21 protein-coding genes and 1 pseudogene are annotated in these 24,271 nt (G+C 65.7%); 12 read left to right on the top strand and 10 right to left on the bottom strand.

The window, feature by feature from the left end:
* Positions 1-5: 5 nt before the first annotated feature.
* Entirely contained in the window at positions 6-1,139 is a 1,134-nt protein-coding gene (locus AC1VV3_RS21415) for a glycoside hydrolase family 43 protein (RefSeq protein ID WP_482962436.1), read from the bottom strand.
* Positions 1,140-1,316: 177 nt separating this feature from the next.
* On the opposite strand from AC1VV3_RS21415, the gene AC1VV3_RS21410 reads away from it, so the two are divergent.
* Entirely contained in the window at positions 1,317-2,696 is a 1,380-nt protein-coding gene (locus tag AC1VV3_RS21410; protein ID WP_482962435.1) for an MFS transporter, read from the top strand.
* Between the two features lie 875 nt (positions 2,697-3,571).
* Here AC1VV3_RS21410 and ftsH read toward each other — a convergent pair.
* Together ftsH and AC1VV3_RS21400 are read right to left on the bottom strand one after the other, a co-directional pair.
* Positions 3,572-5,503, bottom strand: coding sequence for an ATP-dependent zinc metalloprotease FtsH (ftsH, locus tag AC1VV3_RS21405; RefSeq protein ID WP_431568928.1), 1,932 nt, complete (start codon positions 5,501-5,503; stop codon positions 3,572-3,574).
* A 110-nt stretch (positions 5,504-5,613) separates the two neighbouring features.
* Positions 5,614-6,687, bottom strand: a complete 1,074-nt coding sequence (locus AC1VV3_RS21400; RefSeq protein WP_482962434.1) for a sensor histidine kinase — start codon at positions 6,685-6,687, stop codon at positions 5,614-5,616.
* 291 nt (positions 6,688-6,978) lie between these two features.
* On the opposite strand from AC1VV3_RS21400, the gene AC1VV3_RS21395 reads away from it, so the two are divergent.
* On the top strand, positions 6,979-8,157 hold the full coding sequence (locus AC1VV3_RS21395) for an aminotransferase (RefSeq protein ID WP_482962433.1): 1,179 nt from the start codon (positions 6,979-6,981) through the stop codon (positions 8,155-8,157).
* Between the two features lie 88 nt (positions 8,158-8,245).
* Here the strand turns inward: AC1VV3_RS21395 and AC1VV3_RS21390 are convergent, their stop codons facing one another.
* Both AC1VV3_RS21390 and AC1VV3_RS21385 read right to left on the bottom strand, forming a co-directional pair.
* A complete protein-coding gene (locus tag AC1VV3_RS21390; RefSeq protein WP_132267442.1) occupies positions 8,246-8,986 on the bottom strand; it encodes an SDR family NAD(P)-dependent oxidoreductase in 741 nt (246 codons plus the stop codon).
* A gap of 31 nt (positions 8,987-9,017) precedes the next feature.
* Positions 9,018-10,529: a replicative DNA helicase gene (locus AC1VV3_RS21385; protein WP_132267440.1), complete on the bottom strand. Its 1,512-nt coding sequence runs from the start codon at positions 10,527-10,529 to the stop codon at positions 9,018-9,020.
* 247 nt (positions 10,530-10,776) lie between these two features.
* Between AC1VV3_RS21385 and AC1VV3_RS21380 the strand changes: the two genes are divergently transcribed.
* The 4 genes from AC1VV3_RS21380 (at position 10,777) to AC1VV3_RS21365 (ending at position 13,238) form a co-directional block, all read left to right on the top strand.
* Positions 10,777-11,259, top strand: coding sequence for a UPF0262 family protein (locus tag AC1VV3_RS21380; protein ID WP_314467159.1), 483 nt, complete (start codon positions 10,777-10,779; stop codon positions 11,257-11,259).
* Positions 11,260-11,272: 13 nt separating this feature from the next.
* A complete protein-coding gene (locus AC1VV3_RS21375) occupies positions 11,273-11,992 on the top strand; it encodes a glycoside hydrolase family 25 protein (RefSeq protein WP_482962432.1) in 720 nt (239 codons plus the stop codon).
* The gene (locus AC1VV3_RS21370; RefSeq protein ID WP_134093461.1) at positions 11,989-12,426 is read left to right on the top strand and encodes a cytidine deaminase; all 438 of its coding nucleotides are present in this window, start codon (positions 11,989-11,991) and stop codon (positions 12,424-12,426) included. Before AC1VV3_RS21375 ends, AC1VV3_RS21370 begins: the two co-directional genes overlap by 4 nt.
* A gap of 179 nt (positions 12,427-12,605) precedes the next feature.
* Positions 12,606-13,238: an RBBP9/YdeN family alpha/beta hydrolase gene (locus tag AC1VV3_RS21365; RefSeq protein ID WP_132267434.1), complete on the top strand. Its 633-nt coding sequence runs from the start codon at positions 12,606-12,608 to the stop codon at positions 13,236-13,238.
* 81 nt (positions 13,239-13,319) lie between these two features.
* Here AC1VV3_RS21365 and AC1VV3_RS21360 read toward each other — a convergent pair whose 3' ends face one another.
* The 3 genes from AC1VV3_RS21360 to AC1VV3_RS21350 form a co-directional block, all read right to left on the bottom strand.
* Positions 13,320-14,477 (bottom strand): M14 family metallopeptidase, encoded by a 1,158-nt coding sequence (locus AC1VV3_RS21360; RefSeq protein WP_132267432.1) that lies wholly within the window; start codon positions 14,475-14,477, stop codon positions 13,320-13,322.
* Positions 14,474-15,094, bottom strand: a complete 621-nt coding sequence (locus tag AC1VV3_RS21355) for a DUF4136 domain-containing protein (RefSeq protein WP_314467155.1) — start codon at positions 15,092-15,094, stop codon at positions 14,474-14,476. Before AC1VV3_RS21355 ends, AC1VV3_RS21360 begins: the two co-directional genes overlap by 4 nt.
* A 137-nt stretch (positions 15,095-15,231) precedes the next feature.
* Positions 15,232-15,948 carry a DUF4136 domain-containing protein gene (locus AC1VV3_RS21350; protein ID WP_482962431.1) on the bottom strand — a complete coding sequence of 239 codons (717 nt, stop codon included), beginning with the start codon at positions 15,946-15,948 and terminating at the stop codon, positions 15,232-15,234.
* A gap of 274 nt (positions 15,949-16,222) precedes the next feature.
* On the opposite strand from AC1VV3_RS21350, the gene ykgO reads away from it, so the two are divergent.
* The 6 genes and pseudogenes from ykgO to AC1VV3_RS21320 all read left to right on the top strand — a co-directional run bounded on the left by ykgO (position 16,223) and on the right by AC1VV3_RS21320 (position 21,478).
* The gene (gene ykgO / locus AC1VV3_RS21345) at positions 16,223-16,348 is read left to right on the top strand and encodes a type B 50S ribosomal protein L36 (protein WP_021235112.1); all 126 of its coding nucleotides are present in this window, start codon (positions 16,223-16,225) and stop codon (positions 16,346-16,348) included.
* Between the two features lie 98 nt (positions 16,349-16,446).
* Positions 16,447-17,088: pseudogene (locus tag AC1VV3_RS21340) on the top strand (HAD family hydrolase); the annotation flags it as partial.
* A 245-nt stretch (positions 17,089-17,333) separates the two neighbouring features.
* Complete coding sequence (locus tag AC1VV3_RS21335; RefSeq protein ID WP_482962430.1) at positions 17,334-18,782, top strand: circularly permuted type 2 ATP-grasp protein; 1,449 nt, start codon at positions 17,334-17,336, stop codon at positions 18,780-18,782.
* A 28-nt stretch (positions 18,783-18,810) separates the two neighbouring features.
* On the top strand, positions 18,811-19,758 hold the full coding sequence (locus AC1VV3_RS21330; protein WP_132267426.1) for an alpha-E domain-containing protein: 948 nt from the start codon (positions 18,811-18,813) through the stop codon (positions 19,756-19,758).
* A 13-nt stretch (positions 19,759-19,771) separates the two neighbouring features.
* On the top strand, positions 19,772-20,635 hold the full coding sequence (locus AC1VV3_RS21325) for a transglutaminase family protein (RefSeq protein ID WP_465127242.1): 864 nt from the start codon (positions 19,772-19,774) through the stop codon (positions 20,633-20,635).
* A gap of 60 nt (positions 20,636-20,695) precedes the next feature.
* Positions 20,696-21,478 carry a proteasome-type protease gene (locus AC1VV3_RS21320; protein ID WP_132267423.1) on the top strand — a complete coding sequence of 261 codons (783 nt, stop codon included), beginning with the start codon at positions 20,696-20,698 and terminating at the stop codon, positions 21,476-21,478.
* Between the two features lie 36 nt (positions 21,479-21,514).
* On the opposite strand, the gene AC1VV3_RS21315 is transcribed toward AC1VV3_RS21320, so the two are convergent.
* Both AC1VV3_RS21315 and AC1VV3_RS21310 read right to left on the bottom strand, forming a co-directional pair.
* On the bottom strand, positions 21,515-23,146 hold the full coding sequence (locus AC1VV3_RS21315) for a family 43 glycosylhydrolase (RefSeq protein ID WP_482962429.1): 1,632 nt from the start codon (positions 23,144-23,146) through the stop codon (positions 21,515-21,517).
* Positions 23,147-23,208: 62 nt separating this feature from the next.
* A complete protein-coding gene (locus tag AC1VV3_RS21310) occupies positions 23,209-24,249 on the bottom strand; it encodes an alpha/beta hydrolase (protein ID WP_482962428.1) in 1,041 nt (346 codons plus the stop codon).
* Positions 24,250-24,271: the final 22 nt, after the last annotated feature.

Here is a 24,271-nt window from a genome sequence, read left to right as displayed (position 1 = left end):
TCTGTTCAGCACGGTGCCGTGCCGGCGGGGCTGTCGCTTGCCGACGTATGGGTAGGGCAAGTCTCGCCATCAAGTTCGGTGGCTTCGCGAACCACTGTCAGCCGTTCGCCGTCATCGCGCATTTCGTAGAGCTTGCCCCGCGCATTGTGGAACGGGCGATGGATGATCATCATCGATCGCCCGTCGAAGGCCCGGAACAGCATGCCGTGGCCGCTGTCGCGCTCGACCAACGTGCCGAGCTGTTCCCATGGCCCTTCGATCAGGCCGGTCCGCGAACGGGCAAGCCCTTCCACATAGCCCTTTTCACCGTAGCTGGACCAGAGCATGAGCAGCCGCCCTGTCCGCGTGCGGTAAAGCTGCGGACCATCGGTGACGAACACGGTATCGCCCGCAGGCTGCTTCTGTCCCCGCACCCAGGGGCCCTCGCTGGCATGGAAGAGCCTCTTGGCCGGGCCAGCCGGGGCCAGATCGTCGGAGAGCGGCATGGCTTCCATCGTGCCGTCGCCCATCTGCAGCCATTCGTGCGCATAGACCAGCCAGGGCCGGCCCTTCGCATCGACATGCAGCGTTCCGTCGAGGGTCATCTCGGAAGCCGGAACGATGGGTTCTCCTTTGCGGACAAGACGATAGGGATCCTCTGGACGGTCGGCCACGGCCAGCACCGTTCCGCGGCGATAGGTCGGACGCGGCGCTTTCGGCTTGGCGGCCCCGGGCAGGGGGAGCGCTTCGTTGTGAAGCGTGGTGAACAGGTACCACCGCCCTTTCCAGCGGTGAACTTCGGGTGCCCAGGCGCCGCCATCCGCCCAGATATCTTTCGGAACGGAGAAGACGATGCGCGGCCGGGTCCAGTGCTTCAGGTCGCGGCTGGTGTAGACCATGATGCCGAGCCGCCCGTCGCCTGTCATCGCGGCGTCGTTGCTGGTGAAGAGGTAGTACGTCCTGCTTTTTGCGTCCGCGACGATCCAGGGATCGTGCAGCGGCATGTCCGGCAAGCTCAACGGTGCCTGGGCCGGGGATTGCGGCGCGGCCGTGCGAGATTTGGCGGACGTGTTCGAGACCACCCCGACGTCCGAAATCAGCGCCAGCGCCAGACCCGCAAGGAACAGGGGGAAGCGTGTCCTGCGATGAGCCTGCGGCAAAACCTTCTCCTGTCCCGGTCGAGCGTGCTTTCACGCCGAATGAAGACTAGCTTTCCGGTGCTGAAAATGAAATGCAATTCCTCTAAATGGGACTTTTTCTGAACCGGTACTTCGCCGGACACGCTCTGCGCAGTTGCGGTCACGCGAATGTCATCGAGCCGCTTTAGTCGTTCGCGTGTGAACCCTGGCATTTCCTCGGGCGTATGGCGCAAGTCCGGAATCGCCGGTCCGCGCCGAGGCCTGGGTCTGGCCGGGCTGGCCGTGTTTTCGCTGCCCGTGCTGCTGTTCCAGGCCGTCGAACTGGCCTGGCGTGCCTATCTGCCGGCTTTCCTGACGCAATCGGTGGGCGTGACTCTGGCCGCCGCGGGCGCCCTGATGTTGGGGGTCCGCATCATGGACGCCTTTGCCGACATCGTACTGGGATGGCTCAGCGACCATGTGAAGACCCGATTCGGGCGCCGAGCACCATGGATGGCGGCCGGCGCACTGCTCGTTCCCGTCGGCGCGATTCTGCTGTTTTTCGCACCGTCGGGCGCCGGGATTGTCCGCGTGGTAGGCGCGAGCCTGCTGCTCCACATGGGCTATTCATTCATCGTCACCCCGCATGGCGGCTGGGGCCTCGAACTGTCGGACGACGAGGCCGAGCGCACCCGCATCATGGGGGCGAAAGTCTGGTTCGGCGTGCTGGGATCGATCGGCATGCTGGCAGTCATAGGCCTGCTGGAGCGGCAATTCGGCTTCGGCATTCGTTCGCTGGCGGCCACCCTGGGGCTTGTCATCGCCGTCGCCGCGCCGATCACGGTGCTGACCGTCCTGGCGGTTTTCCGGGAGCCGGCGGCCGTGCCTGGGGCGCCCGGCGCCGTCATGTCCCGCGCGTCGCTGCAGCGCCTGCTTGCCGGAATGACGCGCGACCCGGCCTTGCGGCGGATTCTACTCCTCTACCTGCTATGCGGCATTGCCGATGCCTCCACCGCCAGTACGTTCCTGTTCCTGGCCGAACCCGTGCTGGGGCTGAAGGGGCAGGGCGCCATGCTCCTGCTGATCCAGCCGGTCATGGCGCTGTTCACCCTGCCGTTGTGGGCGACGATGGCCGACCGGCTCGGACGGTGCCGCGTGCTGACGATCGGCTTCGCCTGGCAGGCCCTGACGATGCCGTTGGCGCTGCTGGTGCCGGCCGGAAGCGCAACCCTCTTCGGTCTGTTCCTGGTACTGCGCGGGCTGGCCTGGGGCATCGACTATATGTTGCTGCGCGCCATGGTGGCCGATGTCGCCGAGAAGGGCGCGGGTAGCGGCGCGCGCATGTCGGGAAGTTACTATGCCCTGTCCAGTGTCACGCTGAAGTTGGCGCTCGGCCTTGGTGCGGGGCTCGTCCTCTGGTTGATCGGGGCTTCGGGTTTCCATGCGGGAGGTCCTGCCGGAGCGGCGGCCAGCCTCGCGATTCGCATGGCCTACGTCCTGCCCTCGGTTCTTTCGGGCCTGTGCGGGTTGCTGGTCCTGAACCGTTCAAGTGGACGTCCATCCGCGCCGACCGGACTGGGAACCTCGGCCTTGTCCTGAAGCTCGCTCCGGAACGCAACAGCGGGTGCATGATTTGCAATTGTGGCCGCGCCGTCCCGAGGCCAAAGAGAGCCTGCCTTTCAGGCATCCTCTCCCAAAGACTTTCCAAGCCGGCCCTTGTGGCCGGCTTTCTTTTTGCCTCCTGCGCAGCGCCCGTTCTCAAAGCATCCCTTTGAGGATGGCCCGGACCCACGGTGTGGCGAAAGCATCTTGATCAGCGCAAATTCTGCAACGCCTGAAAGCCCGGCATAGTCCCGGTTCTTCGAAAGTCGCTCACCCTCTAGTCCTTAATCGGCGGCAGGTCCCCCGAGCTTTGATCCGTTCCGGAATCGAAACGGCTGTTCGAGCAAGCGAAGGGAAATTAATGAGAAGGAGATCGAGTTCATATCGCCATCCTTACTCCGCACGACCCTCTTCCGCATCTGCCTACCCAGTTCGACCGACGGCCTTCGTACGTTTTTCAAAGACGGCCGACAGGCCGCTGCGCGGACTGCCAACTTGCCGAGTTTTAGAAATCCGAGGAGAAATCTTCAGTCGGCAGCTTCGCAGATCCCTCCCCACGATGGTAGAGCCAGAGTATTGCGGTTGCTGCACCCGTAACAGGCTCCTCGACCCATTTGGCGGGCGAATACACCGGGTTCTTCCATCCCTACGATCACGGTCATAGTACGAGAAGCTCCGTTAACAGCCTGCCAAAGTAGCACCGGCGGAATGGCCGGCCGAGTTCGAATCGGCTCAAGATGTTAAAGCGGACCGAACGGGCGCCGGACCAAATCCTCACGGCGCTAACGGCAAAGGGGCGCAAGACCGTTAAGCCTTGCGCCACCTCCTGCATTCTCCCGAAGGAGAACTCGTGTTCCGGGATGTCTGTTCCGTCAGGCGCCCTGCGGGGTGGCGCTGCCGGAGAAACGGCGGCCAGCCTTGGGGATCGAAGAGCCGGTCAGCGGTCGCGGTGCACCGGGGCCGCGCGGTTCGCTCGGACGATCGAGCTTGCCGGTTTCCAGCAGCTGGTTGATCTCGTCGCCCGAGAGCGTCTCATATTCCAGCAGGGCCTGGGCCAGGGATTCCAGCTGCTCGCTATACTCGTTGAGCAGCTGCGTGGCGCGGGCATGCGCATTGTCGACCAGGCCGCGGATTTCGCTGTCGATCAGCTTGTTGGTATCCACCGAACTCATGGTACGCTGAGTGCCGCCCATACCAAGGTAGCCTTCCTGGCTTTCCTCGTACTGGATCGGCCCCAGCTTATCCGACATGCCCCACTTGGTGACCATGTTGCGGGCCAGGCTGGTGGCATACTGGATGTCAGACGAGGCACCTGACGAAACCTTGTCGTAGCCGAAGATGATCTCTTCCGCCACGCGGCCGCCCATGGCAACCGAGAGGTTCGCCAGCATCTTGTCGCGATGATACGAGTAGCTGTCACGCTCCGGCAGGCGCATGACCATGCCCAGCGCGCGGCCGCGCGGGATGATTGTAGCCTTGTGGATCGGGTCGGATGCCGGTTCATGCAGCGAAACGAGCGCGTGGCCGGCCTCGTGATAAGCGGTCATCTTCTTCTCGTCGTCGGTCATGACCATCGAGCGGCGTTCCGCGCCCATCATGACCTTGTCCTTGGCGTCCTCGAACTCCTGCATGGCGACCAGGCGCTTGTTGCGGCGCGCCGCGAGCAGGGCGGCTTCGTTGACGAGGTTGGCCAGATCGGCGCCCGAGAAGCCCGGCGTACCGCGCGCGATCACGCGCGGGTTGACGTCGGGCGCCAGCGGCACCTTCTTCATGTGCACGGCCAGGATCTTCTCGCGGCCTTCGATATCCGGCACCGGCACCACGACCTGACGGTCGAAGCGGCCCGGGCGCAGCAGCGCGGGATCCAGCACGTCAGGGCGGTTGGTCGCCGCGATGATGATGATACCCTCGTTGGCCTCGAAGCCGTCCATTTCGACCAGAAGCTGGTTCAGCGTCTGCTCGCGTTCGTCGTTCGAGTTGCCGAGGCCATGACCGCGATGGCGGCCGACCGCGTCGATTTCGTCGATGAAGACAATGCAGGGCGCGTTCTTCTTGGCCTGTTCGAACATGTCGCGCACGCGGCTGGCGCCGACGCCCACAAACATCTCGACGAAGTCCGAGCCGGAGATCGTGAAGAACGGCACGCCCGCCTCACCGGCGATGGCACGGGCGAGCAGGGTCTTGCCGGTACCCGGCGAACCGACCAGCAGCGCGCCCTTCGGGATCTGACCGCCCAGCTTCGAGAAGCGGGTGGGATCGCGCAGGAACTCGACGATTTCCTCCAGTTCCTCCCGCGCTTCGTCGATGCCGGCGACATCGTCGAAAGTCACGCGGCCCGAACGCTCGGTCAGCATTTTGGCCTTGGACTTGCCGAAGCCCATCGCGCCCGAACCGCCGCCCTTCTGGACCTGGCGCAGCGCGAAGAACGCAATGCCGACGATCAACAGGAAGGGAAGGGTCTGCGCGAGGATGTAGACGAGCAGGCTGCCTTCCTCGGGCGTCTTGCCGGCATATTGCACGCCGCCCTGCTGAAGCAGCGGAGTGAGCGTGGTGTCTCCGGGGACGGGGACGGTGCGGAACGTATCGCCGTTCTTCATCTTCCCATCGATGCTGTCCTCTCCCACTTCCACGCTCTGGACGCTGCCTTCGGCAACTTTCGCGCGGAAATCGGAATAGGCGATCATGGGCCCGCTCTCGCTGCGGGTGTTGAACATGGATACCACCATGAGAAGCGCGAGAAAGATGCCGCCCCATACGAGCAGGCTCTTAACCCAGGGATTGCCGCTAGGCTGATCGTCGTTCATCTTGGGAGAAACCGTCCTTTCGCCCGCCAATGTAGGGTCGGGCGGCTGAATCGCAAGTTAGCAGAGCGGGTCAGTGTAATCGTTTCGGCTCAGAGATGCGACATTGCTGATCATTCCGCTTCGGCAAAACGGCTTGGCGGCAGGTGAAGGGTCATTTTTGCCCCGCTGCGACCCGAATCGCAGGGCAGATTTTCCAACGTGAGCCGGGCTTCCAGCTGGCGACTCAGGACACGGGAAATCCGCAGCCCGATCGATTCGGCTTGGTCGGGCTGGAAATCCGGCGCCAGGCCCGCGCCGTCGTCTTCCACGCTGAGGGCGATGCCTTCGTTCTGGCGGCGCACGTCGATGCGAATGAGGCCGCTGTCGCGCGCAGCCAGGCCGTGTTCCAGCGCATTGGCCATGGCTTCGGAGATAATCAGGGCCACGGGCACGGCGGCATCGGGCCGCAGTACGATGCCGGGCTCCACGGCGACCTTGCAGGAAATGTCTTCCCGGCCGCTCGAATCCATGACTTGTCCCGAGAGATCGTGGACGAAGCGGTCGAGGGGCACAAGTTCGCCGTCCGGACGATAGAGCTGGCGCTGGATGCGGCCGATCACCTGCAGCCGGCCGGCGGCATTGGCGATGGCGCGGCGGGCGGTCGGTTCCTCCAGCCCGCGCAATTGCAGCGACAGGACGGCGCCGATCATCTGCAGGTTGTTGCCCACCCGGTGCTGAAGCTCCTGGAACAGTAGCTCGGTGCGTTCCGCCAGCACGCCGCGCTCTTCGGCCAGCAGGCGGACTTCCTCCCGCGCGAGGTGAAGGCGCGCGTTGAACCGTTGCATCAGATGCACGAGGGCAATGTCCACCGCTACCACGCCGGTGTAGAAGGCCAGCGAAACCAGCGACTTGTAATCTAGCGCCAGCCCGAAACGGGGCGGGATGAACAAGTACCAGGCAAAGAACCCGCAGATCACCGCAGCCATGATCCCCGGCCGGGGGCCGAACAGGAACGAGGAAAGGATCACGGCGGGAAAGAACGTGAGATAAGGATAGCCCGGCGGAAAGGCGGCATCCAGTTCCCACCGCAGCCAGGCCGCCAGGATGCAGAGCGCCGCCGTGGTGCCGTAGCGCATCAGTGGCCGCTCTGGGATCAGGGGCAGCCGTTCGATGAACGGGGTAGAGAACAGCACTGGTCGGTTCATGTCGGGCAAGTCTCTCGCTTCGCCGGGAGCAGCGAGTGTCCGTCCGGGCTGCGCGGGGATGTGTGCGTGCTATATCCTCCCCGGCGCAAGCGGAAGGCGATTTCCATCAAGCCAATGACGCGTGGTGGGCGCGCTGGTTCCCTGTGGCTCGGGCATTCGGCGCGGTTCGTGCCGATCTCGCTCCGGCGTGCAGCGCTCTTGCTCTTGCGGGCGGTTTGTCGGAGGTAAGGCGCCGGAGGGCCGGGCACTGGCGTGGCAACGGCCCGGACAAGATGGGGAGCCCCTGCGGGCATGAAGACAGCCGACCGCATTCATCCGGTCTATGCGGAAATGGAGCGCACGGTGTTCGACCGCATGTCGGCGCTCGCGCGCGAACATGGGGCGATCAACCTGGGGCAGGGATTTCCGGACGGGGCGCCGCCGCCCGCCCTGCTGGAGGCGGCAAGCCGCGCCCTGTTCGAACGGTCGAACCAGTATCCGCCCGGCGCGGGCCTGATCGAACTGCGAGAGGCGATCTGCGGCTATTACGGGCGGCGGCAGGGCCTGCCGGTTACCGCGGAGCAAGTCACCGTAACTTCGGGCGCGACGGAGGCGCTGGCTGCGGCCATCTTCGCCTTCGTGCAGCCGGGGGACGAGGTGATCCTGTTCCAGCCCGCTTATGACGCCTATGCGCCGCTGGTGCGCCGGGCGGGCGGCGTTCCAGTCTCGATCCCGCTGCTGCCGCAGGAATTCCGCTACCCTGCCGAGGCGCTGGAGGCAGCGATTACGCCGCGGACGCGGGTGCTGATGTTCAACGACCCGCTCAACCCGGCGGGCACGGTCGCCAGCCACGAGGAACTCGCCGCGATCGCGCGGGCCTGCACCGCGCACGATCTCATCGCGATTAGCGACGAGGTCTGGGAAGATGTGCGTTTCGACGGGGTTGCGCACCGCTCGCTCATGGCGTTCCCCGGCATGGCCGACCGGACGGTTAAGATCGGCTCGGCAGGCAAGATCTTCGGGCTGACGGGCTGGAAGATCGGCTGGATGATCGCCGCCGATGCGCTGGGCACGGCGATTTCGCGCGCGCACCAGTTCCTGACTTATGCCACGGCGGTGCCGCTGCAATGGGCCGTGGGGGAAGGGCTCTCGCTGCCGGATGCGGTGCTGGCGGGTCAACGGGCGCAATGGGCGGAATCCCGCGAGCAGCTGAAAGCGGGGCTGGCGCAGGCGGGCTTCGTCGTTCTGCCGAACGCGGCGACCTGGTTCCTCAATGTCGACTTGTCCGCTTCGGGCATCGGCCTTGCGGACCGGATTTTCAGCGAGCGGGCGGTGGTGGAGGCCGGGGTGGCGACCGTGCCGGTTTCCGCGCTCTACCAGGGCGCGCAGGCACCGGGCCATTTGGTCCGCTTCTGCTTCACCAAGCCGGCGGAAGTGCTGGACGAGGCCATGCAGCGCCTTGCACGGTTTCGGCATGCGTTGGCCGGATGAGACGCGCGCGCGATCGTTGAAAAATTCCCATGCGGGCATTTCTTGAGACGGCACCGGCCCGCACCCCGAATTCGCGGGTCGCGAATTCTCAGGCGTTCAGGCCGCCGTTCACGCTGATGACTTGCCCGGTGATCTTCGCGGCCCCGTCGGAACAGAGGAACAGGGCCAGCGGCGCGATGTCGTCCGCGGTCGGCAGCCCCAGGCCGGCGCGGCGGGCGGCGCGGGCCATCCGCTCCGATCCCATGCGGATGGCGCTTTCGCTGCCCTCGACGAAGCTGGTGGACAGGGCGTGGGCGCGGATGCCGTCACGCGCGGCTTCGACCGCGAAATTGCGCACGAAGCCGATGGTCCCGGCCCGGGCCGCGCCGATCAGGCTCTGGCGCGCCGCCGCGTAGATCCCCGCGTCGGAGACGAGGGCGATGAACGTGCCGCCCTGCGTCCCCAGAAAACCGTAGCTGGCGAGCGCGAGCCGCTCGACCCAGCCGACGGAGACATTGAGGAAATCGCCGAAGGTCTCGGGTGCGGTCTCGGGTAGCAGTCCGGTTATGCCGAGCGGCCCGGTGGAGACGCAATCGATCACCGCGTCGATCCGGCCATATTGCTCGCCCACTTCGGCGATCAGGGTTTCCGCCGCGTCCTCTTCCCAGACATCGGCAATAAAGCCGTCCACGGTGCCAAGGTAGGAAAGCCCGGTGACGAGCGCCGTCACTTTTTCCTGGGTGCGTCCATGAAGAGCGACCTTCCAGCCATGGGCCAGGGCCTGGCGGGCGATGGCACTGCCGATCGAACCGCTGCCGCCGGCGAGAAGCAGGACTTTCTGGTCGCTCATCGTATCCTTTTCGGCTTGCCCGTGGGAATGGTCAGTCGCTTTCGAACGCCGCGCGCATGTCGTCGTCGGCCAGATCGGAGAACTTGGTGATCCGCGCTTCGAAGCGCAGGCGCACCTTGCCGGTGGCGCCGTGGCGCTGCTTGGCGATGATCAGTTCGGACAGGCCGGTGATGCGCTCCATGTGCTCGCGCCATTCGTTCCACTTGGCGTGGACGTCTGGCGGATCGTTATCGCCGGGTTCGCGCGGTTCGACGCCCTTGGCGTAGTAATCCTCGCGGAACACGAACCAGACCATGTCCGCGTCCTGCTCGATCGAGCCCGATTCGCGAAGGTCGGAAAGCATCGGCCGCTTGTCCTCGCGCGATTCCACCGCACGAGAAAGCTGCGACAGCGCGATCACGGGAACGTGCAGTTCCTTGGCCAGAGTCTTCAATCCACGCGAGATTTCCGAGATTTCGTTGACGCGGTTGTCGTTGGCGCGGCCGGAGCCCTGGAGCAGCTGCAGGTAGTCGATGATCACCAGGCCGATATTGTGGCGGCGCTTCAGGCGGCGCGCACGGGTGCGCAGGCCGGCGATGGTGAGGCCGGGCGTATCGTCGATATAGAGCGGCAGTTCGGCCAGGCGCTGGCTGGCGAAGGACAGCTGCTGGAAATCCTCGCGGCTGATCTTGCCCATGCGCAGCGCTTCGGAGCTGATGCCCGACTGTTCGGCCAGGATACGTGTGGCCAGCTGGTCGGCGCTCATTTCGAGGCTGAAGAAGGCCGTTGCCGCGCCGACCGATTTCTCGGCCGGAATGCCGTCGGCCAGGTCGCGCTGCAGCCGGTCCGAGGCGTTGAAGGCGATGTTGGTGACGAGCGAGGTCTTGCCCATGCCGGGACGGCCGGCAAGGATGATAAGGTCGGAATCGTGCAGGCCGCCGATCTTGCCGTTGACCGAATTGAGGCCCGTGGTCTTGCCCGAGATATGGCCGCCCGAATTGAACGCCTTCTCGATGGCGCCGATGGCGGTGCGGGTGGCGGCGGCGAAGCTCTTGGCCTCGTTCGCGGTCGAAGCGCCTTCGGCCACTTTGTACAGTGCGGCTTCCGCGCGTTCCACCTGCTCCATCGGTTCGACCGATTCGGAGGTATCCATCGCCTCGGCCACGAGATTGCGGCCCACCGAGATCAGTTCGCGCAGCAGGGCAAGGTCGTAGATCTGGTCCGCCAGCTCGCGCGGGGCCAGCAGGCCCTGTCCGTCGGCCGTGAGGCGGGCGAGGTAGGACACGCCGCCCAGCGCCTTCAGCGCTTCGTCCGATTCGAAATAGGGGCGCAGGGTAACCGGCGTCACCACCGCCTTGCGATCGAGCAGTTGCAGGATGCGCTCGTAGATCCGGGCATGGACCGGTTCGTAGAAGTGCATCGGGGTGAGCTGCGTCTGCAGTTCCTCGATCACCCGGTTGTCGATCAGGACGGCGCCCAGAAATGCGGCCTCGGCCTCGACGTTGGCGGGCAGACTGCGGGCTTCGGCCTCGGGTGCGAGGGCAATGGCGGCTTGTTGTGACATGAGGGGGCGGACAATGCCCCATCTCGCCCCCCGGCAGCAAGCGAGCAGAAGAGTGATATTAATCCACAGGGTGTTGAGGAGCGGTTTTGGGCCGGGATGACGTCTTCACCGGGGGCGCCTTCGACATCCGATGCCGCTCGAATCGGGCGGGCGCCTGTTTTTGCCTGACCGTGCGATCGGACAAAAACGCCCACGCGACAACGCCCCTTGCGACCCCATGCTGCGAACGCGTAAAGGGCAAGGGAACATGTCCGATCCGCGCATCTCCCATATCGAGCTGGACGACGCGACCATCCTGTGGCGCAACGCCGATATCGAGCAGGAGCGGCGCATTGCCATTTTCGACCTCATCGAAGACAACGTCTTCAAGCCGGTCCGCGCCTTCGAGGCGGGGCACGAGGGGCCTTACCGGCTGCGCCTCTCCGTTCGCGACGGCCGCCTCTCGCTGGAACTGGCCGACGAATCCGGCAATCCGCTGGAGACCATGATGCTGGGGCTGGCCCGTTTCCGCCGGCCCGTGCGCGAATATTTCGCCGTTTGCGAAAGTTACTACCAGGCGATTCGCAAGGCTTCCGCCCAGGAAATCGAGACGATCGACATGGCCCGGCGCGGCATCCACGATTCGGCCGCCGAACTCCTGCTCGAAAGGCTGGACGGCAAAGTCGCCACCGATCACCCCACAGCACGCAGGCTTTTCACGCTGATCTGCGTCCTGCATATTCGCGGCTGAAGGGGGCTTCACGATGACGAGGAAGGGTTTGGCCGCCAAGGCGCGCGCGCGCATCCTGTGGCGTATCGCCGCGGTGCTGTTGCTGCTGGCGCTTGTCGCCGGGGGCTGGGGCTGGTGGCATCTGCGCCACTGGACGCCCGACCGTTCGATCTATCCCATGCAGGGCGTAGAAATCGGCGCCGCCGACGGCGAGGTGAACTGGAAGTCGCTCAAGGCGGTCGGCGTGGACTTCGCCTATATCGATGCCAGCGCCAGCGTCAGCGCCTTTGCGCGCGATCCGCGCTTCGTCGCCAATTTCGTGGCGGCCAAGGCGGCGGGGCTGCAAGTGGGGGCCGTCCACCGCTACGATCCCTGCCAGCCGGCGGAAATGCAGTCCGCCAATTTCGTCACTACCGTGCCGCGCGATTCGGTATTGCTGCCGCCGGCCATCGACCTCGACATCCTGGCGGACGGCTGCCCTACCAACGTATCCGACGCCAAAGTCGAAAGCGAGTTGATGACTTTCATCAACCAGATCGAGACGCACGCAGGCAAGCCGGTGATTCTCAAGGTCAGCAAGGCTTTCGAGGACCGCTACCGCATCGCGGCCAAGCTGGATCGCAACCTCTGGCTGGTGCGCGATCGCATGTTGCCCGACTATGGCGGCCGGCCGTGGTCCCTGTGGACGGCGAACGGCTCGCTCGCGAGCGAGATTGCGCAAGGGGGTCTGCGCTGGGTAGTGGTGCAGCCATGACTTTCACCACTCAACAGCGCGACGCCCTGCTCGTGGCCGCGCGCGAGGCCGCGTCGCGCGCCTATGCGCCCTATTCGAAGTTCCATGTCGGCGCCGCGCTGCTCATGGCGGACGGCTCGGTGGTCACCGGTGCCAATGTCGAAAACGCCAGCTACGGCCTGTCGCTCTGCGCGGAAACGGTTGCGGTTTCCGCGATCCTGTCATCCGGGCAGCCCGGAAAGCTGGAAGCCGTGGCCGTGACCGGCGGCGCTCCGGGCGCGGCCGGGCAGGGCGATACCGTCACCCCCTGCGGGCGCTGCCGCCAGATCCTCAACGAGATCGCGCAAGTCGGCGGCACCGACCCGGTGGTCTGGTGCGACGGCGCGGAAGGTGTGCTGGAAACGACGCTGTCCGCGCTGCTCCCTCACGCTTTCGGACCTGCCAACCTCCTGTAGGACCGAGGTTTTTCCCCTTTGACGATGCACACGCCGCCGCGCGGCCTTTTCGAAGCGGCGCGGCAGCGCATCGCTTTGTCGGAATCCTATTGTCAACCAAATCAGTTGAGTTATGGTGCGTCTGGTCGGGACGTAGACAGAGTCGACCGGCGGTATCCCCAACAGCGTTGGAGCACCCCATGACACACTACCGTTATCCCCGCGCGCAGGACCATGTACCGCTGATTCTCCTGGTGCCGGGCGCGCCCCTTGCCGAAGGGCACTGGATGAACCGCTGGGCGCGCTGGAGCGAGCATTGCCGGGTGCTGGAGCTGGGCCTCTGGGACGAGCCGCACCGCAATACCTGGGTCAACAAGCTCAACCTCGCGGTTCGCCGTGCCGACCGGCCGGTGGTGATCGTCACTGACGACATCGCCGCCCTCGCGCTTGCCTGGTGGGTGGAGTTCGAGGGACTGGGCGCGGAAAACCCGGTGCTCGGCGCGATCGTCGTCAATCCGCCGAACATGGACCTGCCGGGCGCTGACCGCCGCCTTTCGCGCTTCGGCGCCTGTCCGCGCCAGGCGCTGCCCTTCACTTCGTTCATGGTCGGCGATCTGGATGCATCGATGGCGCAGCAACGCTCGATGATCCGGCTGGCCAAGGACTGGGATTCGTTCCCCGTCTGCGACGACACACGCGGCGACTGGGCCTCGGGCTGGATGATGCTGCAGAGCGTGCTCGGCGAAGTGCCGGCGGCCGCCGTCTCGCCGTCCTGGAGCTACGACGAGAACCTTGCCGTCAGGCAGGCCTTGCGGCAGTGGGCCGGGATCTGATCCGGTGAACGGGTAGTTCCCTTCACCGCGGCGGGCTTGGGATGCCGGACCTTCAGGCGCCCCAAGCCCACGCGGCCGTTCTTACTTGCCGTCCTGCTCGACCAGCCATTCCAGCAGCGCGCCCATGCAGTCCTTGCCAAGCTGGGCCGAGCGTTCCGGGCTCCAGCCCTGGCGCGGGTCGGCGGCTTCGTCATGGTCCTTGAACGGCATTTCCAGCGTCATGGACACGGCGCCGAAGCGCTCGGCGACCTGATTGGTGGACATCGTCAGGTTGCCCTTGCCCGGCTGGGCGGTGGAGTAGCCCAGGCGGGTCTGGAAGTCCGGCGTGCGGCGTTCCAGGATCGTCGCGTAGCGGTCGTAACCCTGCTTCTGCTCGGCCTTGAGCGAGGGGATGCCCTCGAAACCGGCCAGGAAGACGGCGGGGATGGCTTCGTCGCCGTGGATGTCCATGGCGAAGTCCACGCCGGTTTCGTCCATGGCGGCCAGGATCGCGAGCACTTCGGGAGACCTCTCGGCGCTTGGCTCGGCCCATTCGCGGTTGAGGTTCACGCCCGCCGCATTGGTGCGCAAGTGACCGCGCGCCGAACCATCCGGGTTCATGTTGGGCACGACGTGGAAGCGGCACCGCTTGCGCAGTTCGCGCCCGACCGAATCGGCTGGATCGGCCAGCACTTCCAGAGCGCCTTCCATCCACCATTCGGCCATCGATTCGCCGGGATGCTGGCGGGCATAGAGCCAGACCTGCTTGAGCCCGTCGCCCATGGAGAGGCAATCGAGCGGGCGGCCGTCTAGCGTGGTGCCGAGCAGGCGATAATCCACTTCCTCAAGCCCTGCGAGCGAGGCGACGAGGTCGTGATGGCGCTCCATCGAATAGGGCGCGAAATAGGCGAACCAGGCCAGTTCGCTATCGGGCGTGTGGCGGATGGTGAGGGTTCCGCCGTCCTTGCCGCCGTCCCAGGTGGTTTCGGCGCGGCCCCAGAACTGGCGGTCTTCCGAGGCGCAGGCGCGGTACCCAGGCCAGCCCAGCGGATAGGCCGAGGCGTTGAGGCCGGTGATCTTCAGCGTCAGTTCCTCGCCCGCGATGCTCTGGCCGGGGGCGGCGCTGACGCGGAAGTGGAACCACTGGAGGAAGTCCGATTCGTGATCCGGCCGGATCTTGAGTCGCGCGGTGGTGCCGTCGATGGAAAGGACTTCGATGTTGCCGGAATCGAATGCGGAGGAGATCTGGATGCTGGTCATTTCACCAGGATAGTTTCACCCGACTTGCCCGGAAACCCCTTGAACAACGCTTCGGCCATTTTTGCAGCGCCCAGCGAAGTTTGCGCCACGGGAGACTTGGAGCCGACAGTGAAGGCAGCGCGGCCTTCCCAGATGGTGCGGCCGTCCGGGCGGTCCTTGATCATCACGTGCATGCGGGTATCCACCTGGTCCTGTGGCTTGCCGGCCAGGTTGATGCCTAGCCCCAGGCCGAGGCCCGATCCGTAGCTGCCGGTACTGCCGCCCACGCCCACCGAGACGGGACTGCGGCGCGCCCCGGGCTGATAGACCTGCCGCTCCACCGAGAGCACCGCAACTTGCGTGTCGCGCACGGCTTCTCCGGGAAGGGCCTGGCGGTAGCCGACTTTCGCCAGCTCCTGCGCCACGGCGGCGGCGTAAGTCCGGAATTCCAGGCTGGAGGCATCCTGCGCATTGGCAGGATCGACGCGAATCACCCCGCGTCCGAGCATCGATGCGTCCGGAGCGCTGAACCGCGTGACTTCCACCGGCCCGACTTGCGCGGCGCAGCCGCCCAGAGCCAGCGCTCCGGCGAGAAGGGGGGCCATGAACAGGGGGGCGAATGGACGGATGCGGATCATGTCAGGCTCTCCTGAGGCGGTTCCTCATGCAATAAACCCCCGTGAAGGGAGAAAGTCGCACGGGCGGCTTGCGGGGTTGCGCTTGGTCGGCGGGGCCAGTCTGCCGGCGGGCAGGCGCGCGCCCCGGCGCTGCACTTTCAGCCCTGGGGGGCGGACACGCCGACCGGGTCGGCTTTGGGGAAGCCGTCGAACAGGGCGGCGGCCAGCTTGCCGGCAATGCGGTAGTCCGGCCAGTTGTCGTCACCTTCGCGCGTGGCGATCGTGGCATAGCCTTCCCACAGCACTTTGCCGCTCGCCTTGTCGACGATCCGGGTGTCGAGCCGGGTGCCGATCAGCGCCGTGCGGGGCTTGGTGAGGTCCACGTTCACGGCCAGCCCGTAGGCCGAGCCGCGATTGCTGACGCCCATGGCCGCGGTGCCGCTGACCGGATTGCGCTTTTCCTCGGCAGGGGTCAGGACCTGGCGGCTGATCTTCAGCTCGGCCACTTGCCCGCCATTGTCTTCCTTGTGCTGGGTGTCGTAGCCCGCGCCGACGAGGGCATCGACGATGGCGGCCTCATAAGCGGCGCGCTCCGCGCCGGGCACCCACTGGCCTTCGCCCGAATCGGACTGAACCGAAACCACGCCGTGGCCGAGATCGGCCGCTTGCGGATCCTGGGCAACGAATCGGCTCACTTCCACGCGGCCTTCGCGCGAATCCTTCGTGCGGCTGGAGGACATCGGCGCGCCGACCGGGCCGCCCATCAGCGGGTCGCCCCATCGATCGCCCCAGCCGGAACCCCAGCCCGAACCATAACCGCCACCCCAGCCGGGACGGGCCTGAAGCGCGGGAGTGGCAAGCAACGTTGCGACCATTCCAGTAGCGAAAATCGCGGTTTTTAGCGTCTTCATTGTTCGTTGGGGTCCGAAAAGGCGATTGGCGAAGAATCGGTTGGGTCGCACCCGAACCTGGGTTATGGGCGCTTGCGATTGCCTTGGGATGAACGGCAAAACGAAGCTCTTGCACGAGGTGAAATGGCCCCTCGGGCTTGACTTTGCAAGCCGCTCCCACTAACGGCGCCACTTCCTATTTTGCGGCGGCCCCAGTTTGCTTGGTGCAACCGCCGGACCACGCAAGACGAGACTAGACATGAAGATTACGAACAGCCTGAAGTCGCTCAAGGGTCGTCACCGGGACAACCGCGTGATCCGCCGTCGCGGCCGCACTTACGTCATCAACAAGACCAACCGTCGCTTCAAGGCCCGCCAGGGTTGATTCGTCTGTCTGTCCCTGCCATCGGGCGGGGATGACCAAGGCGGACGGGCGATTGCGTCTGACGACATGAGGCCCCCGCCAGGTGCGGGGGTCTTGTCATGTCTGCTGTCCAAGAAAACCATCCGGCCGAAGCGCGCGGGCCTGTAGCGGCTGTCGTGTTCGATGTCGGGCGCGTCCTCGTCGAGTGGGACATGCGCCTGCTTTTCGCCAAGCTGATCCCCGAGCCGGAGCGGCTGGACTGGTTCTGCACCACCGTCGTCACCGAGGAATGGCACTTCGAGCATGATGCCGGGCGCGATCTGGCGGAACTGGTGGCCGAGCGAAAGGCCGCGTTCCCGGGCAACGACGCCCTGATAGACGCTTATGCCACGCGGTTCCTGGAAACGATCCCCGGCAACGTCCCGGGCAGCCACGACATCGTTCGCGAGCTTGCGGCACAGGCCGTGCCGCTCTTTGCCATCACCAACTTCGCCAGCCCGTTCTGGCGCGAGTACCGCGCGGTGGAGCCGCTGTTCGACCTGTTCGGCGACATCGTCGTCTCCGGGGACGAGAAGCTGGCCAAGCCCGACGCGCGCATCTTCGATATGGCGGCGAAACGCTTCGGCCACGACCCGCAGGCGATGTTGTTCATCGACGACAATGCCGCCAACATCGCTTCGGCGCGGGCGCTGGGCTGGCAGGTGCATCATTTCCAAGGCGCCCCGGCGCTGCGCGCCGACCTGACGGCGCGGGGCCTGCTGGAAGCCCAGGCAAGGCGAAATACGAAAGCCCCGCAGATTCCCGCGCCAGGATCATTGGATAAGCCAACTGCACTTAGCCTCTGCAGCGCAGGCATTTACTGTCGGAGATTGCGCGGGAAAGCGTGCTCCATACCAATCGGTCCGAATTCCGCCGATACTCGCAGGAATTTTTCTTTCGCACTTGCAGCGTAGCCGCTTGGCAAGCTCGTTTCCGTGTTGCATCACATGGACAAACGGGAGTCACAATGACGGCTACGGGCGGAACCAACTACGACGAGATGCTCAACGAGGATGGGTCGGTGAGACCTGCCTACGCCGACTTTCGAAAATGGTACGACTCGCAGGACAAGGCCTGGCTGAAACGGCAGGACGCCGAGGCGGAGCGCTTCTTCCGCCGCATCGGCATCACCTTCAACGTCTACGGGGACGATGCTGCCGAGGAGCGGCTCATTCCCTTCGACATGATCCCCCGCATCATCACCGCCCGCGAGTGGCGCAAGCTGACGCAGGGCATCGAGCAGCGGGTGCGGGCGCTCAACGCCTTCCTGCAGGACCTCTACCACCGCCAGGAGATCATCCGCTCCGGCCGCCTGCCGATCTCCGCGCTCCGCAACAACGAGGCGTTCCTGTCGCAGATGATCGGGATGACGCCGCCGGGGGGCGTCTATACCCATATCGTCGGCATCGATCTCGTCCGCACCGGGCCGGAAGAGTTCATGGTGCTGGAAGACAATGCCCGCACGCCGTCCGGCGTCTCGTACATGCTCGAGAACCGCGAGACGATGATGGCGATGTTCCCGGAGCTGTTCACGCGCATCCCGGTGCGCCCGGTTTCCGACTATCCGCGCCGTCTGGCCCGCTCGCTGCGGGCCTGCGCGCCGCCGGCGTACGATGGCGGAAAGGGCGGCGGCACCCGTCCGACCGTGGCCGTACTGACGCCGGGCATCTACAATTCCGCATATTTCGAGCACGCTTTCCTGGCCGACCAGATGGGCGCGGAGCTGGTGGAAGGCCGCGATCTTCGCGTGGTGGACGGCCGCGTCGCCATGCGCACGACCACGGGCTACAAGGCGATCGACGTGATCTATCGCCGCGTCGACGACGATTATCTCGATCCCCTGAGTTTCCAGCCCGATTCGGCGCTGGGCGTTTCGGGGATCATGGACGTCTACCGCGCGGGCGGCATTACCATCGCCAATGCGCCGGGCACCGGCATCGCCGACGACAAGGCGATCTACAGCTACATGCCCGAGATCGTCGAATTCTATACCGGCGAGAAACCGATCCTGGCCAATGTGCCGACCTGGCGCTGCTCGGAAAGCGATTCCCTGGCCTATGTGCTCGACAATCTGGCCGAACTGGTAATCAAGGAGGTTCATGGCTCGGGCGGCTACGGCATGCTGATCGGCCCGGCCGCCTCGAAGAAGGAACTGGCCGATTTCGAGGCCAAGCTGCGCGCGCGGCCGGACAATTACATCGCCCAGCCGACGCTTTCGCTCTCCACCGTGCCGATCTTCACCAAGGAGGGCCTTGCGCCGCGCCATGTGGACCTCAGGCCTTTCGTGCTGGTTTCGCCCGAAGGCATCGACATCACGCCGGGCGGGCTCACCCGCGTGGCGCTGAAGAAGGGATCGCTGGTGGTCAATTCCTCGCAAGGTGGTGGCACCAAGGATTCGTGGGTGCTGGACGAATGAGGGCTATGGGACGGGTGAGGGCGCGCTGATGCTGGGACGGGCCGCCAACGGCGTATACTGGATGAGCCGCTATCTCGAACGGGCGGAAAACACCGCGCGCCTAATCGACGTGGGTTTCCATCTCGCGCTGACGCGGGGCAACAAGCATTCGCAGGACGAGGAGTGGAAGTCGGTCCTGACCACCACCGGGCTGGTGGGGAACTATTGCCGCGTCCACGGCGGGTTCAACGGGCCCCAGGTGTTCAACTTCCTGCTGCGCGACAAGGACAATCCCGGCTCGGTCCTGGCCATGGTCGAGAACGCGCGCACCAATGCCCGCATGGTGCGCAACAGCCTGACCAACGCCGTATGGGAAACCACCAACGAAGGCTGGATGCATTTGCGCGACCTGCTCGCGCGGCCGGTTCGGGAGACCAACCTGGGCGAAGTGCTGGGCCAGATCCGCCGCACCGGCACGCTCGTGCGCGGGGCGCTGGAAGGAACGATGCTGCGCAACGAGGTGTTCAACTTCTCGCGCATTGGCACGTTCATCGAGCGGGCGGACAGCACCGCGCGCATCCTCGACGTGAAATACTACGTCCTGCTGCCCTCGGCGGCCTGGGTCGGCTCCAGCCTGGACAACGTCCAGTGGGACACGCTGCTGCGCTCGGTGGCGGGCAACCGTGCCTATTCCTGGCTCAACGCCGGCGCCATGGACTCGCGCGGGATCGCGCGGTTCCTGATCCTGGACGGGCAATTTCCGCGCAGTCTGGTCTTCTGCTACGACAAGCTTCGCAGCAACATGGCAGGCCTCGCCAAGGAATATGGCGGAGAGACATCCGCGCACGCGCTTCTGCGCGCCACCGGCGGCGCGCTTCAGGAAACCTCGATCGAGGCGATCTTCGAGATGGGCCTGCACGAATTCCTGCAGGACTTCATCGGCAAGACCAGCCGGCTCGGCAGTGCCATCGCCGCCGATTACCGCTTCAACGAATAGGACGGCTTGTTCCATGCTTCTGACCGTCACGCACACTACGCGCTACGCTTTCGCCGCTCCCGTCACGCACGGATTGCAGCGGCTTCGGCTGCGGCCCAAGACCACTCACGGGCAGGAAGTGCTCGACTGGACGATGGAACTGACCGGCGCGCGCCACGAGGTGGGCTACGACGATCAGCACCAGAACCACACCTCGCTCGTTTCCATCGAACCGGGCGCCCGGGAAGTCACCGTCACCTGCGCGGGCACGGTGCGCACGAGCGACAACAACGGCATCACCGGCGCGCATGGCGGGCATGCTCCGCTCTGGTGCTTCCTGCGCGCGACGCCGCTGACACGCGCCGGCAAGGGGGTGCGTTCGCTGCTGGCCTCCGTCGATGCCGACAAGTCGGACCTCGTGGGGTTCCTCCATGTCCTTTCCAGCGCCATCGCCGCGCGCGTTGCCTATGTGCCGGGCGCCACGGACGTGCGCACGACGGCGGAACAGGCGCTGATGGCAGGAAAAGGCGTCTGCCAGGACCACGCCCATATCTTCATCAGCGCCGGGCGCCTGTTGGACATCCCGATGCGCTATGTCGGCGGCTATCTGCGGATGAACGACCGGGTGGAGCAGGATGCCGGGCACGGCTGGGCAGAGGCGCACGTTCCGGGGCTGGGCTGGGTCGGATTTGACGTTTCCAACGCGATCTGCCCGGATGAAAGGTATATCCGCGTAGCCAGCGGCTCAGACTATGCAGAGGCCGCTCCGGTTACGGGTGTGGCCACGGGCGCGGGGGAAACCCGGCTGGACGTGCATTTGTCCGTGGAGGAGAACCTGCTAGGACAGCAGCAGCAGCAGTCCGCAGACGGCGGGCAGCGGCAGATACAAGGCGGCTGAAACGGCCGCGGTCCCGTGAATGGTCGCGCGGGACGCAGGAATTCAGGGGTTTTTGATTCCATGACCTATTGTGTAGGCATGATGCTGGATCGCGGACTCGTCTTGATGAGTGACACCCGCACCAATTCGGGCGTCGACAATATCTCCACGTTCCAGAAGATGTATCACTGGGAAATCCCGGGAGAGCGCATCATCACCCTGATGACGGCGGGCAACCTGGCCACCACCCAGGCGGTCATCAGCCAGCTGGAAGAGCGCAACAAAGCCCCGGCGGAGCGGCACAATTCCCTGCTGGAAGCGCCCACCATGTTCCAGGTGGCCACGGTGGTCGGCAATCTCCTCCAGGACATCATCACCGAGCGCGCCAGCGACAATGGCCAGAAGGCCGCGACCGGCACCTTCAGCGCCTCGATGATCGTGGCCGGGCAGATCAAGGGCATGGAGCCGCGGCTTTTCCTGATCTACCCCGAGGGCAATTTCATCGAAGCCAGCTTCGATACGCCCTTCTTCCAGATCGGCGAAACCAAGTACGGCCGCCCGATCCTGATCCGCGGCTACGACCGGAGCATGACCTTCGAGCAGGCGGTGAAGCTGATGTGCGTCTCCTTCGATTCGACCGTGAAGGCGAACCTTTCGGTCGGCCTGCCGCTGGACCTGCTGGTGCTGGAACAGGACCGCTTCACCCCCCTCCACGACCGGCGGATCGAGCCGAACGATCCGTATTTCCAGTCGATTTCGGACGGCTGGGGAGAGGCGCTGCGCCAGGCGCTGGATGCCCTGCCGGACTACCGGATGGAAACCAGGCTCGATACTTCGGGCAATGGCGGCACCGGAAAGTCCTGAGCGTTCAGCGGCGCGGCTCCCTCCGCCGTGCCGAACTCAGTCCTCCAGCGCCGTGAAACGGAAGTCGCGGAACGTCGCTTCGCCGGGACCGGCCGCATAGAGGCCGGGCCGGAGCATCAGGAAGCCGCCGCGCACATTGTGGTGGTAGCCCGAAACTTCCATGCCGCGATCGAAGCGCTTCCAGCTGCGGCCGCCGTCTGCCGAGGTGTGGAAGGCGACGATGTGCCGCCGGTTGGTGAGGCGCATTTTCATGCGGCCGCCATGGGGATTGGCGGGCCGGCCGCGCTCGATGCCATATTGGTGCGTGACGAAGCGCGTCTCGTCGAAGCCGAGGCCGGCGTAGAGCTTGTCGTCGTAGAACAGCAGGAGGCCCGCCGTGCCGCCGGGGGCCAGTTCGATGTCGCATTCGAACTGATAGCTGGTGTCGCCCGCAATCAGCAGCAGCGGCGAGCCGCTCGACGGGGCCAGGCCCTTGCCTTTGAGATGCAGGGCGCCGTCTGCGACGCGCACGCGGGCCGCCTCGTCAGGCGCGGGACGGAAGAACGACCATTTCGAACCCATCGCCAGCGGCTTGGAGAAATCGTCCGACAGCGCCATGCCGTGGGGCAGGGGATCGGCCACTTTCGGCGCGGGCAGCGGCTGCGACAGGTCTCCGCCGGTCATCCTGAACCAGCCGTCCGGCGTCCATTCGATCGTGTCGAGCAGGCATTGGCGGCCGAGCGTCCAGAAACCGTTCTCGAAGCCGTGGTAAAGCGTGTACCACTGCTTGTCCGGCCCTTCGACCAGCGAGGCGTGGCCGCGCGACCACCAGGCTTCGGACTGGCTTTCGGTGCGGACCAGCGGATTGCCGGGGTGCTGTTCCCAGGGGCCATGGATCGAGCGGGCGCGGGCGGCGATCACCATATGGCCGGTGGGCGGCCCGGCCGTGCCGCCGACGGCCGTGAGCATGTAGAACCAGTCGCCATGGCGGTGGATCTTGGGGCCTTCGGGCGAGAAACCTTCCACGTCCCAATCCTCGGGATAGTGCCAGGGATCGTAGACGTGCTCGACTTTGCCGGCCAGCGACAGCCCGTCTTCGGAAAGCCGCACCCGGTCCCCGCCCGAGAGGAACAGCCAGCGCGAGCCGTCCTCGCCCACGGCATGGCAGGGGTCGATATGGTCGTGCAGGCCCAGCGGCTTCGGGTCGCTCCACGGGCCGTCGATATGATCCGCCCAGATCACGTAGATCTCGTTGGGCTCGGCCTTGACCGGGATGTAGAGGAAGTAGCGTCCCTCGTGCTTCTCCAGGCTCACGGCCCATACCGAGCCGATATTGCGGGTCAGCGCCGGTTTGCGGGGCTGCCAGTTTACCAGGTCGCGGCTGTGCCAGATGGTGAGGCCGGGGTAGGAATCGAAGCTGGAGAACGTGAGATAATAGTCTTCGCCGTCCTTGAGGATGGCGGGGTCGGGCCGGTCGCCCGAAAGGACGGGGTTGAGCATCCTGCCGCCGCCGAGGCTGGAAACGCGCTGGTTGTCGAAGCCGCGGCGCCAGTTGCGGGCGGGCGCCGTTGGGGCGGTACTCGTTACAGGCGCCTTCGCGGCAGCCTCTCCGCTTGCGAGAGTGGGGGCCGCAAGGCCGATGCCGCCGAGCAGGGCGGTCTTGAGTGCGTCGCGTCTGTCCATCGTCATCCCATTCTGCCCCGAATGTTTCGGCCGGTTCCTTCCGGCCATTTACCTCAGCCCCAGGTACTTCAGGCCAGGCCGACCGAGCGTGCCCAGGCCCGCCAGAGATCGGGCCACGCCTCGACCGGCTTGCCGATCGTGCCGCGCAGTCCGAAGCCGTGGCCGCCTTGCGCGAAGAGGTGGGTTTCCACCGGCACGCCCTGCGCGCGGAGCGCGGCGCGCAGGCGCAGGCTGTTGTCTACCGGGACGACGGGATCGTCCTCGGCGTGAAGCAGGAAGTGCGGCGGCGCGCCCTTGGGCACCGTGCGCTCCGGCGAGTGCGCGGCTTCCAGTTCCGCTGTGGGCGAGGGGCCGAGCAGCAGGTCGCGGGATCCGGCATGGGCAATGGCTGGGTCCATCGAGACCACCGGATAGACCGGGGCCGCGCAGAACGGGCGCGCGGAAAGTCTGTCCGCCGCATCGACCGGGGCGTAGACTTTCGCGTCGAAGCGGGTGGAGAGGCTGGCGCAGACATGGCCGCCGGCCGAAAAGCCCATGGCGGCGACGCGCTCCGGCTGGATCCCGAAGTCTTTCGCACGGTGGCGGATCAGGCGCATGGCGCGCTGGGCATCGGCCAGCGGCACGTCCTGCCGATCCGCCCAGCCTTCGCCGGGGAGGCGGTAGAACAGCACGAAGGCCGTGAAGCCGCGCGCGGCAAGCCAGCGCGCCACTTCGTAGCCTTCCTTGTCGATCACGACGAGCCGGTAGCCGCCGCCCGGGGCGAGCAGCACCGCCGCGCCGTTGGGCCGGTCGGGCCGGAACACCACCATGCGCGGATGGGTGGTGCCGGTGACGGAGCGATCGTTGACCTGCCCATTGGCAGAGCGTTCGGTGACGGTTTCGACCGGCGGCGCTCCGGGCATTCCCGGCGCGCCTTTCGGCCAGAGGTCGATCGTTTCGGTGGGTTCCGGCAAGCCTGGCGGCGGCGCCTTGGCGGCATCGGCCGGGGGCGGTGTCATGCCGGTATCGCCCTGCCTTCCGGTTTGGGCCAGGGCCTGGCCGGCACTCAATCCAGGCAGCAGCCCGGAGGCGAGCGAAGCCGCCATGAACGATCGGCGGTCGATGGTCATGGCGGCTTCCTCTTCGTTATTT

The sequence above is a fragment of the Novosphingobium sp. BL-S-34 genome (assembly GCF_056857015.1).
The sequence above is the reverse complement of the archived record's forward strand: the minus strand, read 5'-3'. Positions and strand labels throughout refer to the sequence as shown.

Bases quoted from the DNA above. Each gene is read 5' to 3' on its own strand.
- AC1VV3_RS21350 (WP_482962431.1), bottom strand. From the start codon at position 15,948: ATGGTCGCAACGTTGCTTGCCACTCCCGCGCTTCAGGCCCGTCCCGGC.
- AC1VV3_RS21320 (WP_132267423.1), top strand. From the start codon at position 20,696: ATGACCTATTGTGTAGGCATGATGCTGGATCGCGGACTCGTCTTGATG.
- AC1VV3_RS21315 (WP_482962429.1), bottom strand. From the start codon at position 23,146: ATGACGATGGACAGACGCGACGCACTCAAGACCGCCCTGCTCGGCGGC.
- AC1VV3_RS21360 (WP_132267432.1), bottom strand. From the start codon at position 14,477: ATGACCAGCATCCAGATCTCCTCCGCATTCGATTCCGGCAACATCGAA.
- AC1VV3_RS21385 (WP_132267440.1), bottom strand. From the start codon at position 10,529: ATGTCACAACAAGCCGCCATTGCCCTCGCACCCGAGGCCGAAGCCCGC.
- ykgO (WP_021235112.1), top strand. From the start codon at position 16,223: ATGAAGATTACGAACAGCCTGAAGTCGCTCAAGGGTCGTCACCGGGAC.
- AC1VV3_RS21335 (WP_482962430.1), top strand. From the start codon at position 17,334: ATGACGGCTACGGGCGGAACCAACTACGACGAGATGCTCAACGAGGAT.
- AC1VV3_RS21390 (WP_132267442.1), bottom strand. From the start codon at position 8,986: ATGAGCGACCAGAAAGTCCTGCTTCTCGCCGGCGGCAGCGGTTCGATC.
- AC1VV3_RS21380 (WP_314467159.1), top strand. From the start codon at position 10,777: ATGTCCGATCCGCGCATCTCCCATATCGAGCTGGACGACGCGACCATC.
- AC1VV3_RS21325 (WP_465127242.1), top strand. From the start codon at position 19,772: ATGCTTCTGACCGTCACGCACACTACGCGCTACGCTTTCGCCGCTCCC.
- AC1VV3_RS21375 (WP_482962432.1), top strand. From the start codon at position 11,273: ATGACGAGGAAGGGTTTGGCCGCCAAGGCGCGCGCGCGCATCCTGTGG.
- AC1VV3_RS21400 (WP_482962434.1), bottom strand. From the start codon at position 6,687: ATGAACCGACCAGTGCTGTTCTCTACCCCGTTCATCGAACGGCTGCCC.
- AC1VV3_RS21370 (WP_134093461.1), top strand. From the start codon at position 11,989: ATGACTTTCACCACTCAACAGCGCGACGCCCTGCTCGTGGCCGCGCGC.
- AC1VV3_RS21395 (WP_482962433.1), top strand. From the start codon at position 6,979: ATGAAGACAGCCGACCGCATTCATCCGGTCTATGCGGAAATGGAGCGC.
- AC1VV3_RS21365 (WP_132267434.1), top strand. From the start codon at position 12,606: ATGACACACTACCGTTATCCCCGCGCGCAGGACCATGTACCGCTGATT.
- AC1VV3_RS21310 (WP_482962428.1), bottom strand. From the start codon at position 24,249: ATGACCATCGACCGCCGATCGTTCATGGCGGCTTCGCTCGCCTCCGGG.
- ftsH (WP_431568928.1), bottom strand. From the start codon at position 5,503: ATGAACGACGATCAGCCTAGCGGCAATCCCTGGGTTAAGAGCCTGCTC.
- AC1VV3_RS21355 (WP_314467155.1), bottom strand. From the start codon at position 15,094: ATGATCCGCATCCGTCCATTCGCCCCCCTGTTCATGGCCCCCCTTCTC.
- AC1VV3_RS21330 (WP_132267426.1), top strand. From the start codon at position 18,811: ATGCTGGGACGGGCCGCCAACGGCGTATACTGGATGAGCCGCTATCTC.